Origin of the sequence: Clostridium cavendishii DSM 21758, from assembly GCF_900141845.1 — a bacterium.
Lineage (GTDB): Bacteria > Bacillota > Clostridia > Clostridiales > Clostridiaceae > Clostridium_AG > Clostridium_AG cavendishii.
In genome coordinates, this window is sequence record NZ_FQZB01000009.1 from 81,006 (window position 1) to 98,911 (window position 17,906).

General features: G+C 28.2%; 18 protein-coding genes. All 18 read right to left on the minus strand.

Annotation, left to right across the window (positions count from 1 at the left end; genetic code table 11):
• Nucleotide 1 precedes the first annotated feature (1 nt).
• The 18 genes from pstA to BUB01_RS10620 all read right to left on the minus strand — a co-directional run bounded on the left by pstA (nucleotide 2) and on the right by BUB01_RS10620 (nucleotide 17,895).
• Nucleotides 2-889, minus strand: coding sequence for a phosphate ABC transporter permease PstA (gene pstA, locus BUB01_RS10540; RefSeq protein WP_072987041.1), 888 nt, complete (start codon nucleotides 887-889; stop codon nucleotides 2-4).
• The gene (gene pstC, locus BUB01_RS10545) at nucleotides 889-1,779 is read right to left on the minus strand and encodes a phosphate ABC transporter permease subunit PstC (RefSeq protein ID WP_072987044.1); all 891 of its coding nucleotides are present in this window, start codon (nucleotides 1,777-1,779) and stop codon (nucleotides 889-891) included. The genes pstA and pstC overlap by 1 nt, the downstream gene beginning before the upstream one ends.
• A 111-nt stretch (nucleotides 1,780-1,890) precedes the next feature.
• Nucleotides 1,891-2,784: a phosphate ABC transporter substrate-binding protein gene (locus tag BUB01_RS10550; protein WP_072987047.1), complete on the minus strand. Its 894-nt coding sequence runs from the start codon at nucleotides 2,782-2,784 to the stop codon at nucleotides 1,891-1,893.
• A gap of 320 nt (nucleotides 2,785-3,104) precedes the next feature.
• Entirely contained in the window at nucleotides 3,105-3,272 is a 168-nt protein-coding gene (locus tag BUB01_RS23200) for a hypothetical protein (protein ID WP_159433233.1), read from the minus strand.
• A gap of 264 nt (nucleotides 3,273-3,536) precedes the next feature.
• Nucleotides 3,537-5,243, minus strand: a complete 1,707-nt coding sequence (locus BUB01_RS10555; protein WP_072987050.1) for a sensor histidine kinase — start codon at nucleotides 5,241-5,243, stop codon at nucleotides 3,537-3,539.
• A gap of 5 nt (nucleotides 5,244-5,248) precedes the next feature.
• On the minus strand, nucleotides 5,249-5,947 hold the full coding sequence (locus BUB01_RS10560; RefSeq protein WP_072987053.1) for a response regulator transcription factor: 699 nt from the start codon (nucleotides 5,945-5,947) through the stop codon (nucleotides 5,249-5,251).
• Between the two features lie 11 nt (nucleotides 5,948-5,958).
• The gene (gene pgeF, locus BUB01_RS10565) at nucleotides 5,959-6,648 is read right to left on the minus strand and encodes a peptidoglycan editing factor PgeF (RefSeq protein ID WP_072987584.1); all 690 of its coding nucleotides are present in this window, start codon (nucleotides 6,646-6,648) and stop codon (nucleotides 5,959-5,961) included.
• A gap of 170 nt (nucleotides 6,649-6,818) precedes the next feature.
• Entirely contained in the window at nucleotides 6,819-7,283 is a 465-nt protein-coding gene (gene nrdR, locus BUB01_RS10570) for a transcriptional regulator NrdR (protein ID WP_072987056.1), read from the minus strand.
• Nucleotides 7,284-7,342: 59 nt separating this feature from the next.
• Complete coding sequence (locus BUB01_RS10575; protein WP_072987059.1) at nucleotides 7,343-7,603, minus strand: YlmC/YmxH family sporulation protein; 261 nt, start codon at nucleotides 7,601-7,603, stop codon at nucleotides 7,343-7,345.
• A 212-nt stretch (nucleotides 7,604-7,815) separates the two neighbouring features.
• Nucleotides 7,816-8,589, minus strand: coding sequence for an RNA polymerase sporulation sigma factor SigG (sigG, locus tag BUB01_RS10580; RefSeq protein ID WP_072987061.1), 774 nt, complete (start codon nucleotides 8,587-8,589; stop codon nucleotides 7,816-7,818).
• Between the two features lie 74 nt (nucleotides 8,590-8,663).
• Nucleotides 8,664-9,371, minus strand: coding sequence for an RNA polymerase sporulation sigma factor SigE (gene sigE, locus BUB01_RS10585; RefSeq protein ID WP_072987064.1), 708 nt, complete (start codon nucleotides 9,369-9,371; stop codon nucleotides 8,664-8,666).
• Between the two features lie 12 nt (nucleotides 9,372-9,383).
• Nucleotides 9,384-10,190, minus strand: a complete 807-nt coding sequence (gene spoIIGA, locus BUB01_RS10590; protein ID WP_072987067.1) for a sigma-E processing peptidase SpoIIGA — start codon at nucleotides 10,188-10,190, stop codon at nucleotides 9,384-9,386.
• A 151-nt stretch (nucleotides 10,191-10,341) separates the two neighbouring features.
• Nucleotides 10,342-11,448 carry a cell division protein FtsZ gene (gene ftsZ / locus BUB01_RS10595; RefSeq protein ID WP_072987587.1) on the minus strand — a complete coding sequence of 369 codons (1,107 nt, stop codon included), beginning with the start codon at nucleotides 11,446-11,448 and terminating at the stop codon, nucleotides 10,342-10,344.
• 13 nt (nucleotides 11,449-11,461) lie between these two features.
• Nucleotides 11,462-12,694 (minus strand): cell division FtsA domain-containing protein, encoded by a 1,233-nt coding sequence (locus tag BUB01_RS10600; RefSeq protein WP_072987070.1) that lies wholly within the window; start codon nucleotides 12,692-12,694, stop codon nucleotides 11,462-11,464.
• Between the two features lie 148 nt (nucleotides 12,695-12,842).
• A complete protein-coding gene (locus BUB01_RS10605; protein WP_072987074.1) occupies nucleotides 12,843-14,102 on the minus strand; it encodes a glycosyltransferase family 2 protein in 1,260 nt (419 codons plus the stop codon).
• Between the two features lie 213 nt (nucleotides 14,103-14,315).
• The gene (locus BUB01_RS10610; RefSeq protein ID WP_072987077.1) at nucleotides 14,316-15,368 is read right to left on the minus strand and encodes a type IV pilus twitching motility protein PilT; all 1,053 of its coding nucleotides are present in this window, start codon (nucleotides 15,366-15,368) and stop codon (nucleotides 14,316-14,318) included.
• Between the two features lie 117 nt (nucleotides 15,369-15,485).
• The gene (sigK, locus tag BUB01_RS10615) at nucleotides 15,486-16,184 is read right to left on the minus strand and encodes an RNA polymerase sporulation sigma factor SigK (protein WP_072987079.1); all 699 of its coding nucleotides are present in this window, start codon (nucleotides 16,182-16,184) and stop codon (nucleotides 15,486-15,488) included.
• A 67-nt stretch (nucleotides 16,185-16,251) separates the two neighbouring features.
• Nucleotides 16,252-17,895, minus strand: a complete 1,644-nt coding sequence (locus BUB01_RS10620) for a peptidoglycan D,D-transpeptidase FtsI family protein (RefSeq protein ID WP_072987082.1) — start codon at nucleotides 17,893-17,895, stop codon at nucleotides 16,252-16,254.
• Between the last annotated feature and the right edge of the window lie 11 nt (nucleotides 17,896-17,906).

Genomic DNA, 17,906 nt, shown 5'->3' on the forward strand with positions numbered 1-17,906 from the left:
CCTACTTCCCACTATAAGCTTTATATAACTTATTACCAAGTAATCTGGCTGTTATATTAAATAACAAAACCACTATTATAAGTACTGCTGATGTTCCATTTGCTATCTGAAAAGCATCTGGTGAACTTGATTCTGAATTAACCTTCCATATGTGTACAGCTAGAGTTTCTGCTGGTCTAAACAAACTAAAGGATGAAACTTTATCAGTTAAGCTAAAAGCATCAAATTTATAAAGATTACCTGTCATCCCTGCTGTGTATAAAAATGCCGCAGCTTCTCCAAATATTCTACCAGCCGCAAGTATAATTCCAGTTAATATTTGTGGCATAGCAGATGGTAATATCACTTTCTTTATAGTTTGCCATTTTGTTGCTCCAAGACCTAAAGAAGCCTCTTTAACCTTTTTAGATGATTCTCTTATTGCATTTTCAGACACCCTTGTCAAAGCTGGCAAATTTAAAATACTAACTGATAGTGCACCTGCAAGTATTGAATATCCTAATTTAAACATAGTCACAAATATTAAAAGTCCAAAAAGGCCTACAACTATTGATGGAAGTGCTGCCATTGTTTCTATACATAACCTTATAAATCGTACAATTTTCCCTTCCTTTGCATACTCAGCTAAAAATATACCTGCACCTAATCCAATAGGTATAGTTATAATAAGTGATACTAAAAGCATATAAAATGAGTTAAAAAGTTGCATTCCTATTCCACCACCAGCTTCACCTAGCTTTTGTGATCCAAATATAAAGTTAAAGTCAAATATATTATTTCTACCTCTGTATAATATATAAATTATGAAAATACCAAGTAAAGCTACTACAAATCCAGCTATTAAATATAATATTATCGTTGCTACCTTATCCACTTTCTTTGCATTCATTAAGCTTCACCCCTATTTCCTATTTTTCTAATTAATAAAATAAATAAAAATGAAATTATTAATAATATAAATGCTAATGACCACAAAGCATCATTCCATGCTGTTCCAAATGGAACATTAGCCATATCCATAGTTATAACACTTGTAAGTGTACTAGTTGATGAGTTTAATGATGTTGCCATTTTAAATGTATTTCCTATTACCATTTGTACAGCAAGTGCTTCTCCAAATGCTCTTGCAAGGCCTAATACAACACCTGTAAGTATTCCTTGCTTACAAGATGGAATAACAACTTTATATATAGTCTGCCATCTAGTAGCTCCAAGGCCATAAGATGCCTCAATATACTCTCTTGGCATAGACTTTATAGAATCAGATGCAATTGATGCTATAGTTGGCAATATCATCACACTCAAAACCAACATTGCTGCTCCTAAACTAAATCCTAATCCTCCAAAATTGTTCTTTATAAGAGGAACTAAAACACTTACACCAATCCATCCATACACTACTGAAGGTATCCCTACAAAAAGTTCTAATGCTGGTTGTAAAATCTTTTTCGAAAGCTTTGGAGATATCATATTCATAAATATCGCAAGCCCTATAGCTATAGGAGTACTTAATAAAACAGCTCCAATTGAAACAAAGGATGAACCAGAAATAAAAACTAAAGCTCCAAAACTAGGATTATCATCATCTGGCTTCCATTCTGTTGATGTTAAAAAATGACTTAAGGAATACCCATCTTTTATAAATGTATTTATTCCTTTTGTAGCTATAAAAAATATTATTGAAAGTGTTATAGAAACAATTAGCATTCCACAAACATATGCAAACCCTTTACCTATATATTCATTTTTAAATTTTTGCCAAAAACTTCTTTTTCTCATATTGCACATTCCTTTTAATTTTTATTCTTTAGACATATGAATGAAAATAATAGTCTAATATACCTTAAAATATAAGACCGGCAAAATTAAGCCAGTCTTATGCTTTTAAATTTATTTAACTTTCATTTCAGCGCCTGAAACAAAACCGAACTTTTCAAGATTTTGTTTATTTGCATCACTTTTTATAAATTCTATAAAGGCCTTTGATAAGTCTTTTGCTTCACCTTTTGTATACATATGCCCCCATGACCAGAATGGATATTTTCCTGTTGATATATTTTCTTTACTAGAAGAAACACCATCTATTTCCAAAACATTTAAAGCCTTTTTAGCTTCTTCCGATACTACAGCTGATAAAGCTACATAACTTACAGCTCCTTTTGTTTTTTCTAATGCAGTTCTTACCGAACCATTATTATCTTGTGTAATACCAATCTTATCATTTTCTAATTCTTTTTTACCATCTAAAATTGTTTTTATAAATGTTGCTCTAGTTCCTGAAGAAGAAGGTCTGTGAACTAGTGTTATATCTTCATCTGGACCTCCAACATCTTTCCAGTTTTTAATCTCACCTGAGAATATTTTTTTTATTTCATCTTTTTTAAGAGTTTTTACTGCTACATCTTTATTTGTTACTATTGCAAAACCTTCTGCCAAAACCTGATGATCTTGTAACTCTTTAGCTTGATCTTCTGTTAATTTTTCATTTGCAAATATATCTGAGTTAGCTATGTCCACATTTCCTTGTAAAACTTGTGTAAGCCCAGTACCACTTCCGTTGCTTTGTACACTTATGTTTGCATCTGGATTTTTCGCCTTAAAATCAGCAGCTGATTTTTCAACAAATTCTCCCATGGCTGATGAACCTGATATTTGTATTGATCCTGTTACTTTGTTATCACCTGATGTCTTTTTTTCCTCTTTCTTATCACACCCAACTATAACTCCTGCTATCATAGTTACAGCTAATGCTGCTATCGTCACCCTAACTCTTTTATTTTTCATAATATTACCCTCCAAATTTTATATAAATATTTTTTGTATACATCTTACAATATTAATAATACATGCCTTAAGTTAAGTAAAGATTAGACCTATGTTAAGCATTTTTATGCTTTTGTTAAGGTTATTTAACATTTACCTTAAACTTTTCTAAATATTTATCTAAATTTAATATTTCCTTGCTTATTTCATTCTACATTTAAGTTTATTTATAAAATTAATGCCTTCTTCATTACTATTTTATATATACCTTATTTTTTTATACATTTTCACAGATTTAATTTCTATTCCCACTAGTTTATTCTCTAAATTCACAAAACCAATTATTCAAGATCTACCATCTCATCTATATTATAAGATTTTTCCTTTACCTCATATGTAGCTAAATTAACTATGTTCATTCCTTCATAGCTAGCTTCTTGTACTCCTAAAAACTTATTATTTAAACTTTGCGTATTTTTTACATAATTATAAAATATTTTTGTTTTCACATTTTTCTCATTAATATGTAAGATTATTTTACTTAACGATTGTAAAATTCAGATTGCTCTATATTGCAAATATGTAAATATATTGTTATGCCTTTGTTAAATAAAAATTTAAGTTTAATTTTGCTATTCGCAGTTAATAGTATTAACTATATTGAGTATTCGCTTCTTTTTAAAATTTTTATTTTTAAATATAATTTAATAAATTCTTGCATATAACAAAAAGTCATAACAAACTTCATAAAGTTTATCATGACTTCGTTAAACTTATTTCTTTTTTTTAGCTTTTATAGATACTACAAATTTAGTTCCTTCCCCAAGCTTACTATATACATCTATATTTCCATTGAAAGATTTTACAATATGTTTTACAATAGCAAGCCCTAATCCAGTCCCGCCCTTAGATCTAGACCTTGCTTTATCAACTCTATAAAATCTTTCAAATATCCTTGAAAGATCTCTTTCAGGAATTCCAGGACCAGTATCATCAACTGTTATAATAACTTTACCACTTACAAATTCAGTTTTTACAGTAACACTATCTTTTTCTTCTGAATATTTTATAGCATTTTCAACTAAATTTATAATCATTTGTTTAAACTTGTCTGGATCTCCTTTAATTTCAACATTGCTATTCTTGACTAAAACAAAATTTATATTTTTCTTTTCAGCTTCTATTTTCATAAGCGTATATACATTGTCTATTATATCTTCTGGCAAAAACCACTCTTTAACAGGAACACTGTTTTGTTCTATATTAGAAAGTGTTAATATATCATTAATAAGTCTTGTTAACCTTTCTGCTTCTTCATTTATTATATTTAGAAATTTTTCTTTATTAACCTCATCATCTACATACTTTAAAGTTTCCGCAAAACCTTTAATTGATGTTAATGGAGTTTTTAGTTCGTGTGAAACATTGGCAACAAACTGTGATCTCATATTCTCAAGCTTTTTAATATCCGTAATATCTTGAACTACTGCAACCGTACCCATATGCTCTGTTCCATTTATTATTTCAGCAGTTCTAATTCTAAGTTCTCTTTCTTTTGGCCATATTATCTTGATTTCCTTATAATCATCACTACTATCAAAAACACTATCAAATTCAAAATCTCTAATATGGTCTATTAGTTGCTCACCTATAATATCTTTCTCTATTCCAAATATTTTTTTTGCATATGGATTTATCATTATTACCCTATGAAGTCTATCTACAGCTATTACTCCACTATCCATACTCTTAAGAATTGCTTGAAGTCTATTTTGTTTATCTATAAGTTCATCCATGGTATGATTAAGTTGATCTGCCATATTATTAAAAGTCTTTCCAAGACTGTCAAGCTCATCTACTGATCTTATATTTACTCTTCTATCAAGTTCGCCCTTAGCTATTCTTGAAGTTATGAATTGTAATTCCTTAACAGGTGCTATAATCATTTTTGTAAGTTTTATTGATAATAATATTGATAATATTATTACAAATACTAATATAATTAAATAATATTTTATATTTTCATTTTGAAATATCTTTACATTGTTCATAGGTACTGATGTTCTTACAATACTTCCATCTCTAAGCTTGCTAGCACAGTAAACCATATTTTTATTTAAAGTTTTACTATACCTTACACTAGTCCCTGAACCAGTTTTTTTTGCCATTACTATTTCTTCTCTATTTTGATGATTATCTAATTTATCTAGCTCTGTATCTGTATCATAAATTACTTTTCCATCCTTATTTATATAACTAAATCTAATATCTTCTCCTAATCTTTTTATAGCATCAAATCTTTGATTGTTATCCTTACTTTCATCAAGTATGGTTTCTTCGAGTAGTATATTATAATGTGCTAAACTACTCTTTATACTATCTATATATTGATAATTTGAAATAGCTATAAAGCATGATGTTAAAACAATCAATGAAAAAGCTATAGTTATTATTACAGATATAATTATTTTCTTTTTCATATTGTCTATTCTCCACTTGAAAATCTATAACCTATTCCTCTTATAGTCTCTATATATTTAGGATTTTTATCATCATCTTCAACTTTTTTTCTTAAGTGTCTTATATGAACATCTACAGTTCTAGTTTCTCCTATATACTCATATCCCCATATTTTATCAAGCAGAGTGTCTCTAGTTAAAACTTTCCCCCTATTTTTAATTAGAGTTTCTAGTAATTCAAATTCCTTAAGTGTTAAATCTATTTTTTCTCCATTTTTTAAGACTTCATGCTTTAAAAAGTCCACCTTTATATTTCCTATTGTAAACACTTTTTCAAAGCTTGTATTATTCCCTATTCTCCTAAGTACAGCTTTAACTCTTGCTACTAACTCTCTAACTGAAAATGGTTTGGTTATATAATCATCTGCACCAAGTTCTAAGCCCAAAATCTTATCTAGTTCATCTCCCTTAGCTGTTATCATTATTATTGAAATATTAGATATTAATGGGTCTCTTCTTACTTCCTTGCAAACATCATATCCATCTAGTCCTGGCAACATCAAATCAAGCAATACTAGCTTAGGATGTTCTTCCTTTATTATTTTAAGTGCATCTATTCCATTATATGCTGTTATAACTTTGAATCCTGAACTTTCCAAATTGAACTTTAATAGTTCCACTATATGTTCTTCATCATCTACAATTAATATTTTTTCCTCTGCCATAGTACCCTCCACTAATTTAAAAATATAAACGAAAACATTCTCCCCGCTAAATCTCCTTCTTTACGATAAGAATAAAACTTAGGTTTATCTGAACAAAAAGTACATAGATTAACATTATCTATTTTTTTAACTTCATTATATTTTTCTAATTGTTCTTTTATATAACTTTCAATACTTATGTTTCTACTTTTAGTTTTATAGTTATATTTTTCATTAAACTTATCTACTATTTCCATAGATACCTCATAACAACATTCTTTTATATGTGGTCCTATAATAGTTTCTATATTACTGCATCCATAGTCTTTAATCATTTTATCTATGGTTTTTCCTACTATATTATCATATGTGCCTCTCCACCCACTATGAATAGCAGCTATTATTTCTTTTTCTTTATCATAAGCTATTACTGGAACACAATCGGCAGTAAAAACACCTATGCCAATATCTCTTTTGTTTGAGATAAGTGCATCGCCTTCTACTATTAAATCATTATTAATGTCATTTGTGTTTATTATCTTATCACTATGAATCTGCTTCAAAAAATAAATTTTTTTTAAATTTAATTTATTTTCTAAAATATTTATTGATTTTTCTCCCTCCCCTAATCCTATTTTATAATCTATACTAGCTTCTGCTGTTGTAAAATATATGTTAATTTTATCATTCTTAATCTTTATATCGCCATTTACAATCTTCATATTATTAATCACATTACCACTACCTTTTTATTAATTTTAACATTTACTTTATTATTTAAAAATATAAGCTTAAATATTTTAACTGAAATTAACCCATTCTTAACATAAGTATACCATCATTTATATTTTTTGAATATTTTTTATAAAAAAATAGAACTACATTTGTAGCTCTATTTACCATCTCTATAGTTCATAAGATTCTTGATTTCTTCCATAAAAGTATTAACATCCTTAAACTGTCTGTAAACAGAGGCAAATCTAACATATGACACCTCGTCTATATATTTAAGTTTATCCATTATCATTTCTCCAAGAATTTCAGACTTTATTTCTGTAATCATCTTATTACTTATATTCTTTTCTACCTCATCTGCTATTTCTTCTATTTGTTCTCTTGATACAGGTCTCTTTTGACAAGCTTTGATTAACCCATTTACAATTTTTTCTTTATTAAAACTCTCTCTTGTTAAATCCTTTTTAACTACTAACACTGGTATATCCTCAACCTTTTCATAAGTTGTATACCTTTTACTACATTTTAGACACTCTCTTCTTCTTCTTATAGTACTATAATCATCTGTAGATCTAGAATCCACAACTTTGCTTTCCTCATATAAACAATATGGACATCTCATTTTCTTCACGCCTTTCTATAAAAGAGTATCTATATTATACACATTTTTTCTTTAATTTACTATACCTCTTCGTGTATTTTAGCTTCTGTTTTAACTAATATTACGTCTACCCCTATCTTATAAACTTCATCCCACATTATTTCTAACATGTCCATTTTACCAAACCACGATTGTGCTTGGACTGGAACTATAAGAGAAACTATCCTATTCTCATCACAATCGAATTTAATATCTCTAACAAACCCAAGCTTACTTCCTAAATTTATATCTATCACTTCCATAGTCTTTAAATTATTAACAGAATACATCATAAGTTCCATATAATCACCTCTCATTATTTATAGTTATTATATTAGTATGATTACTATCTGCCAAATATTATATAAAAATTTTACCATATATATTAAGCTACTAAGGTAATAAATTTATTATTAATCCTATTATTCTTTTATATACTACTCTAAAATAAATTATTCATAACTACCAAATCTAAATATTTTTCTACAAATTTAAAATAGAGCTCATAAGAGCTCTATATGTATTTCTTCATATGTCTTAATGCAGTTTTTTCTAACCTTGATACTTGTGCTTGAGATATTCCAATCTCCTCCGCAACCTCCATTTGAGTTCTTCCGTTAAAAAATCTTAATGTTAATATAAGTTTTTCTCTAGGATTTAATTTTTTCATCCCTTCTTTTATAGATATATTCTCAAGCCAACTATCATCTTGATTTTTAGTATCACTTATTTGATCCATAACATAGATAGCATCTCCTCCATCATGGTATATAGGTTCAAATAATGATACTGGATCTTGAATCGCATCTAATGCAAATACAACTTCCTCTCTTGGCAAATTTAATTCTTTTGCAATTTGAGATATGGTTGGTTCTTTATTATTATCATTAACTAATTTATCTCTTACAACAAGTGCTCTATATGCAATGTCTCTTAAAGAGCGACTTACTCTTATAGAATTATTGTCTCTTAGGTACCTTCTTATTTCGCCTATTATCATAGGAACTGCATATGTAGAAAACTTAACATTTTGAGTTAAATCAAAATTGTCTATAGCCTTCATAAGCCCTATACATCCTACTTGAAATAAATCATCCACATTTTCTCCTCTATTATTAAATCTTTGTATAACACTTAATACCAACCTTAAATTCGACTTTATAAATATTTCTCTACATTCTTCTTCCCCGTTTTTCATTCTTACAAGTAATTCTTTCATCTCACGTTCCTTTAAAACAGGTAACTTAGCCGTATTAACTCCGCAAATTTCAACCTTATTGACAATCATTTATAATCAACCCCTTAGAAGTAATTAAATACTGCATTTAAATTATTACCTATAGAGTTGATTTTTATACTTAATTATACCATCCTACTAATTTCTTTTTTTAATCTTTTTATTATCTTTTTTTCTAATCTAGATATATAAGATTGTGATATACCTAGCATATCTGCCACCTCTTTTTGGGTTTTTTCCCTGCTTCCATATAAACCAAATCTCAATTTTACTATTTCTTTTTCTCTTTCAGATAAATTTTTCATAGCAAGAAAGAGTAATTGTTTATCTACCTCATCCTCTATTAAATTATAAACTATATCATTATCAGTTCCTAAAATATCCGATAAAAGCAATTCATTTCCATCCCAGTCAATATTTAATGGTTCATAGAAAGATATCTCTGCTTTAACTTTTGAATTACGTCTTAAATACATTAAAATTTCATTTTCTATGCACCTAGATGCATATGTTGCAAGCTTAATCTTCTTTTCAGGATTAAATGTATTTACAGCTTTTATGAGTCCTATTGTTCCAACTGATATTAAGTCTTCTACTCCAACCCCTGTATTTTCAAATTTTCTTGCTATATATACAACTAATCTCAGGTTTCTTTCTATAAGAACGCTTCTAACACTTTCATCTCCATGCATTAGTTTAAGCACTAAGTCCTCTTCTTCTTCCTTTGTAAGCGGAGGTGGCAATGCATCATTTCCACCTACATAATATACCCCTTGTATAAAAATTTTAAACTTTGATAAAAATCTGTTAAATAAAATTTTAAGTCTAATCATAATACCACACCCCTAAATTACTCCTCTCGATAACAAAGCTACAAATTCATCATCTTTACTCAATTTAATATCACAAAGGCATATAACTGCCTTCACTACATAACTAAATCCATTTTGACTAGATATTTTTACTCTATCAGCCTTGAATCCAATTAACTTATCATTAAATCCATCAACAACCTTATAGGGTATATAAAAACACCTATCTTCATCTATTTTTATATCATTTAAAAAATTTTTTTCTAAAATTATTACTGGTAAAGAAGTAACAGGTTCAACTAATGAATTACCTGTATCTAAAAAGCCTTTTACATTTATTTGTTTACCTTTATACTCAATTTCTAAATCATAAATAAGTTTTGAAACACTTATACGATCTTTAATAAAAAATACTACTCTATTTATTAAAATATATAAAGTTATTATTCCTAATAATAAATATTTGTATAAGTAATTGTCCATTCTATAACCTTCTTGAAAAGAATAAGGATTCTGAAATAAGGCAAATCCAAAGCATATTCCACAAAGTATAAATGATAACATCAAAAAGCATAAATAACTTTTTATATAAAAAAGAAAATTTTTCTTCCAAGCTACTATCACTATCATAATAAATGCTATCATAAGTTTTACAGGTAATGAAACTAATATTGTAGCCTCTGGTACAAACATAAGAAGAGTATATAAAGCTCCAATTATGCTAGATAATATTAACCGTTTATTATCCCCCCTTATTTTAACTATATTAATAGTGATTAATAGCAAAAAAAAATTAATTATAAAATTCTCCAAAACTACAACATCAACATAAACATCCATTGCCTTCACTCCTTAAATACATTATAAGACTTAAAACAGTAAAATTTTGTCAAAACATATGGAGATATTCTAAAATTCATTCCAATAATTATTACATTTTTTTCCATTTTACACTAAAAATAAAGGATGTAAAACTACATCCTTTTAAACATTATTTTCTTCTTCTCAAAAAAGCTGGTATATCTAATTCATCACCTATATTAATTGTTTCAACTGTAGCTGCTGCCTCTTCTTTAGCTTTAACTGTTTCTTCTTTATTAGGTGCTTCTTTAGTTTCTGCTATATTGTTTCCTCTTTGAACAATCTCTTTTTCAAAACCTGTCGCTATAACAGTTATTCTAATTTCATCCTTTAAAGTTTCATCAATTACAGCTCCAAATATTATATTTGCATCTGGGTCAGCTGCATCTTGAACTATCTCTGCTGCTTCATTTATTTCTAGCATTCCTAAGTCAACGCCACCAGTTACATTTAAAAGCACTCCAGTAGCCCCAACTATTGATGTTTCAAGTAATGGTGAAGATATAGCTTGTTTAGCTGCATCTTGAGCTCTTGTATCACCAGTTCCAGTTCCAACTCCCATATGAGCTAATCCCTTATCAAGCATTACAGCTCTTACATCTGCAAAGTCTAAGTTTATAACTCCTGGTATTGTTATAAGGTCAGATATTCCTTGAACACCTTGTCTTAAAACATCATCTGCAAGTTTAAATGAATCTAATAAAGTAGTCTTTTTATCTACCATTGTAAGTAATCTTTCGTTAGGTATAGTAACTAAAGTATCTACCCTTTGTTTAAGATTTTCTATTCCCATTTCAGCATGTTTCATTCTTCTTCTTCCTTCAAATGGGAAAGGTTTAGTTACAACTCCAACTGTCAGTATACCCATAGATTTAGCTATCTCTGCTACTACTGGTGCTGCACCGGTTCCTGTTCCACCACCCATTCCGGCAGTTATAAATACCATATCGGAACCTTTAATAGCTTCTGATATTTCATCCTTACTTTCTTCTGCTGCTTTTTTACCTATTTCAGGATTAGCTCCTGCTCCTAAACCTTTTGTAAGTTTATCTCCTACTTGTATTTTTTGTGTTGCATGTGAAAGCATTAACGCTTGCTTGTCCGTATTTATAGCTATGAACTCAACATTTTTAAGTCCTTCAACTATCATTCTATTTACGGCATTACTTCCTCCGCCACCACAACCTATTACTTTAATATTTGCAAAATCATGCATATCAACATCAAAATCTAACAAAACAATTCCTCCTTTAAAAGTCAAAAAATCCTCTTATTTTTTTTAAGTACGTATTTTTACTGCTAATACTATCTTTCTTTCTTTCATCAGTATTTGTTATTTCTTTTCCTGGTATATTATTTTCATCATATACTAATTTTACATTATCATAGGCATCTTTAACAATAGCTATTGAAGTAATTGCTGATGAATCTTTAATATCTAAATCATATTTTGTTATATTAATAACCTTTTTTTTGAATTTTTCTTCAAAAATCCTCTTTATTCCTTCAAAATAATTAAGTCCATTGCCTAATAGAATTAAACTATCTATTTCCTCGTAAAAACCACTATTAAGTAAATCTTCATAAATGAAATTAATAATTTCATCTATTCTAGCTATAATAACATTATAAAACAACTTATTGTCTATTTCATAATTACCAGCTTTGAAACTGTTCTCATCTTCTAATTTTCTAATAAAGCAAGAACTATATGTTTTTTTAATAGTTTCTGCTTCTTCCTTTGGAATGGATGCACATATTGCCAAATCATTTGTAATATTTTCTCCACCTAAAGGTATGTAAGACAGTGCAACTAACTCATTATTCTTATAGAAAGCTATTTCTGTTTTTTCAGCACCTACATCTATTAATAACATATTAGATGTGGCTGTTTTTTCTCCTAAAAATATTTTTTTTAATGAATTTATTCTTAAAGTAAAACCACTTACCTCAAAACCAGCTGTAATTACTGCCTTTTTAATATTATTTAAAAGTTCTTTTTGAGAAATAAATATATCTGAATTTAATTCTAAACTAGTACATTTTTTATTAGTAGGGTTATATACAATCCCCATCTCTTTATTATAAAAATTGTTTACAATACATTGTACCACAATTTCCTTATCTGTTAAAGATACATTTTTAGACATATCTATAAGTTTTTCTATATTTTTTCTAGTAATAATTTCATTATCAGTATCAGTATAATATATATTCTTTTTAGATACAATACGCCCATTATATGAACCTACACCAACATAAATTCCTTTTATATGTACATTGCTCTGCTTAATAAGCTCATTAATACATTCTTTTATAACAATTGATGCTTTGTCTATATCTACAATATTTCCTTTAATAATACCTTTAGATTCTTTACTTACTGAATGTAATATCTGAAATTCACCATTGTTATTTTCTTCTGCTAAAGTAGCATTTATAATAGCACTACCTAAGTCAAGCCCAACAACATATCCAATCATTTTGCGTACTCTATACCTCCTTTGTTATCTTAATTAGAAATCAATTCAAACACCTCTTCTTTATATTCAACATAAAATATAAAAATCCTTTAGTTTATTAAAATTTTAAAAAATAACTCAAACTATTTTGTTTGAGTTATTTTTAAAATCAATTAACTTGTTCTAATTCTTGTATATTTATACTTCTTGTATGTTTTGTATGAGACCATTCTTTTTTATCTTTATTTATTATACCTTGAATAGATATAGGAACCCAAGTTAACGCAAAAATAGGCATTGGTAATATATAATATAAGAAAATTTTAAAGTTCAATTTCTTATCTAAAATCAATACAAATGGTGTATATATAAATTGTAAAATAAGTAATGAAATTAAGCCCATGTTTATACTCGAAAAAGAAAAACCAGATTTCATAATATTATATATGTAATCTAGCAACTTACCAGATTGATCATAAACTGTTATAAGCATAGATATACCAAAAAGTATTAATAATATAGGTTGAATGCTATAGATTGCACAATCAAAAGCAACAAAATCAAATTTTGTAAAGGCCCTTTTCATAAGTTTAAAAAAATATCTACTTGAAACATCTGCAAAACCTTGCATCCATCTTTTTCTTTGAGACCAAGATTGAGCTAAAGTAAGCGGTTTTTCATCATATACTACGGCTTCATGAGCCCATCCAACTTTGTGCCCATTTAACACCAATTTACAAGTAAACTCTAAATCCTCTGTTAAACAAGTAGCTCCCCAGCCTAACTCTTTTAAAGTATTTGTTTCAATACAAAATCCAGTTCCACCTAATTGACTTGAAAGTCCTAAATTGCTTCTAGACATTTGTAAAAGCCTATTAGAACTCCAAAACGATATAGAATAACAACCTGTTATCCATGTATCTTTTGGATTCTTAGAATCTAAATACCCTTGTACTACTTTATATCCTTTAACAAGCTTTTTGTTCATCTCCAAAAGAAAATCTTTAGAAACAAGATTGTCTGCATCAAAAATTGCTACAGCATCATACTTTTTTTCCATTCTAAAAATTTTATCAAACATCCACTCTAGTGCAAAACCTTTTCCTCTTTTTTCTTTTTCAAATCTCTCAAAAACATTTGCTCCAAGGCTTCTCGCTATTGCTGCAGTATCATCCGTACAATTGTCAGCTATAACAAAAACATCGTATAATTCTTTAGGATAATTTAAATTGTTTAAACTTTCTATTACATCTTTTACAACTGCTTCTTCATTATGAGCTGCTACTATCATAGCAAAACTTTTTTGGGGACTTACATTACTTTTCTTATTAAACCTTATTATTCCAAAAAATGATAATATCAAATAATACATTGCAATAATGCCAACTGCTTCACAAAAAACCTCTTTTACTATTTTTACTACATCCATTAAATTCCCCTCCAGTTCATTGTTATTTTAGCATAAAATATAAAATATTACTATATATCTTTCTTATTTTTACTATAAATTAATTTTATTATGTGTAAATTTATTATTTACTAAAAAACGTACTCTTTTCAATTTGGATAATTTTATATTTTATGTTATAATATACAAAAATTAAAGAACTGACTTTTAGAAAACACTAAAAGTCAGTTCTTTTTATAACATAAGCATTCTACTTAACATTTCTCTATCAACAGAAAAACTTAAAGCATTTTCCGCTGTTATAATTCCTCTTCTATATAATTCAGCTAAAGCCATATCCATACTCTTCATTCCATACTTAGTTCCTGTTTGAACTGAAGAATCTATTTGATGAGTTTTACCTTCTCTTATAAGGTTTTGGATTGCTGGAGTTGTTGTCATTATTTCTAATGCAGCTACTCTTTTCCCATCTACAGTAGGTACTAGTTGCTGTGATACTATTCCTTGTAATACAGCAGCTAATTGAATTCTTATTTGTTGTTGCTGATATGGTGGAAATACATCAACTATTCTATCTATAGTCTTTGATGCGCCTATAGTATGAAGTGTTGAAAATACTAGATGACCTGTTTCAGCCGCTGTTATAGCTATAGCTATAGTTTCAAGATCTCTCATTTCACCTACAAGTATAACATCTGGATCTTCTCTTAATATTGCTTTTAAAGCATTTTGATAAGATTCACTATCTTTTCCTATTTCTCTTTGATTTACTATACACTTATTATGCTTATGTAAAAATTCTATAGGATCCTCTAAAGTAATTACATGGCATTCCCTAGTGTAATTTATTTCATTTATCATAGCTGCTAATGTTGTACTTTTACCACTTCCTGTAGGTCCTGTCACCAATACTAAACCTCTTTTTTTAAGTACTAAATCTCTAAGTATAGGAGGATGTCCTAACTCTGTTAATGTTGGTATCTTGAGAGCAATTACTCTAATTGCAATAGCATGACTATTTCTTTGTTTAAAAGTATTAACTCTAAATCTTCCTACCCCATGAAGAGAATAAGATGTATCGAATTCTCCTCTTTTATCATATTCTTCAAAAAAATCTCCTAAAATTTCTTTTACAAACGCTTCTGTATGGCTTTGCTCTAATTTTTCACTACCTATTTTAACCAGATTACCATTAACTCTTATTGTAGGCGGTAAATTAACTGTTAAATGTAAATCTGATGCGCCTTCTTGTATTGTTATTTGCAATAAATCATGTAGTGTTAGCATAAATATCTCCCTCTTTTCATTTTCTCTCACCCTAATTATAATGTAAAAGATTTCTTATTACCATAGAAAAAGCTAAATTCTTATAAAATATTATAAAAATTTAGCTATTACTTAGAATCATCTTTTTGAATTAAATTCCTTATATAATTTCTTTAACGCTTTCTTTTCTATTCTAGAAACATAAGATCTAGAAATACCTAAGATAACAGCTATTTCTCTTTGTGTCTTAGAGTTTCCATCATTAAGACCATATCTCATTTCTATTATTTCTCGTTCTCTCAATGTAAGTACAGAATTTAACTTGTTATATAGAGTTTTAATTTCAATATTGTTTTCCACAGTTTCCAAAACTGAATCATTTTCACTACTTAAAACATCCATTAAACATATCTCATTACCTTCTTTATCGATTCCTATGGGATCTTGAAGGTACACTTCACCCTTACTTTTTTTATTATTTCTAAAAAGCATTAAAATTTCATTTTCAATGCATCTTGCAGCATAAGTTGCAAGTCTAGTTCCTTTAGAAGAATCAAAAGAATCTATTGCTTTTATTAAGCCTACAGTACCTATAGATATCAAATCATCTACATCCTTATTTTGGAAGGAATATTTTTTTACAATGTGAGCAACTAATCTTAAATTTCTTTCAATAAGAACACTCTTAGCTTCTAAATCCCCATTCTTAAGCTTTTCAATATACTTTTCTTCTTCTTTTTCATCTAGTGGTTGAGGAAATGTAGTATTTCCAGTAACATAACCAGAAAGTACTACTATATTGCCTATCATATCAATAACATTATTGAAAACGAACACTTGGTGCTCCTCCTAGTAGTGCTTATAATATAATATGATGACAATAAAAAAAATTGCCTGTCTATATTTATTTTTTTATAATTTCTTGTACTATTTCTTTAAAGACTGGCGTTGCGGTATTTCCACCCACGGTATTATCTCCATTTTCATTTTTGTCACCTATATTAGGAACCATTACCGCTATTGTATAATAATTATTATCTTGTTTTAAGAACCCTATAAACCATCCATGGAAATCTTTTTTTCCCTCATTAACGGTTTCAGCAGTTCCGGTTTTACCACCTATTTCAACACCTTTTATCATGGCATTAATTCCTGTCCCCTTTTCAACAACTTGTATCATATTATCTCTAACAAGTCTCGCTGTAGTTGGAGAAATAACTTGTTCATAAGTTGTATTAAATTTATTAGCAACTTCTCCTTTTTGGTTTACAGTGGAATCTACCAAATAAGGTTTTACATATTTACCATTATTCACAACACTAGATAACATTCCCACCATTTGAAGTGGTGTCACATATAAAGACTGACCTATAGATAAATTATCAATCCCTATTTTTTCTTGTGGTTCTTGTCCTGCACTCTCCATTGTTTTCTCATCCAATCCTAAAACACGACTAAATAACCCTTGTTTCTTCGCAAGATATACTATTTTATCTTCACCAACTTTATCACCTAGTTTTGAAAATACATAATTACAAGAAACATCCAATGCTTGCCTTACTGTTAATGTACCATGAATTTTTCCTTTACATTTTTGACCTGCGCAAGTATACTTTTCATTTAAATTTACGTTTCCATATTCTAATGCTGCTTCTTCTGTTATTATCTTAAATATAGAACCCGGATCATAACCATAGCCGCCACCAGCTCCCGTTATTAAGTTAGGCATACTTTCATTTTTTTGAGCCAAAGCTCTTATTTTTCCAGTTTTAGCCTCTACAACTACAGCTCCTATATTTTTAAACTCCTTGTATTTATCAGAGTTTAATATTGATCTAATTTTTTCTTGTAAATCTCTATCTAATGTTAATTGTATATTCAAATTTTTATCACTTATATCAAATTTTTCTTCATTATATATACTATTTGCATCTAATGAAAATTTTGCTTGTGGCACTTTATTATCTTTTATATATCCATTTAATTTTTGTTCTAACGAATTTACTGACTTTTCCGTTTCTCTACCACCATCATAATAAGTATTTTTTATTATCATATTCTCGATTTTCCAACTCTCTTTTTTTTGAGTTTCATCATATCTATAACAATATATACCCTTTAAATTTTTAAGCTCTTTTATTTTATTATAACTATCTTCACTTATTTTATAATACAATTTAAATTTGTTACTTTGAATAACTTTATCGAACGAAAAATCTTTATCTTCGGATTTCATTATAAAATTAAAGGCCATTAAATTTTGAAGATTTTGTTCTACATTATTTAGTTTAAAAGGTTTTAAATCAATTATCAAAACATATGATTTGTTATAATCTGACAAATCTCTACCCTTATCATCAAGTAACAAAAAGTTTGTATCTGATATCTTTTCACTTTGAAAATTATGTGCATCACTAGAAGTTTCAGCTACCAAATTATATTTATTTTGTAAATAATAAAGTCTTACTATCAAAAGAAGAAAAATACCAAATACTATCCATTTATAAGCCCTTATTCTTTTAAACTCTATCTTGTTATTATTGAGCATAAAAAAAACAC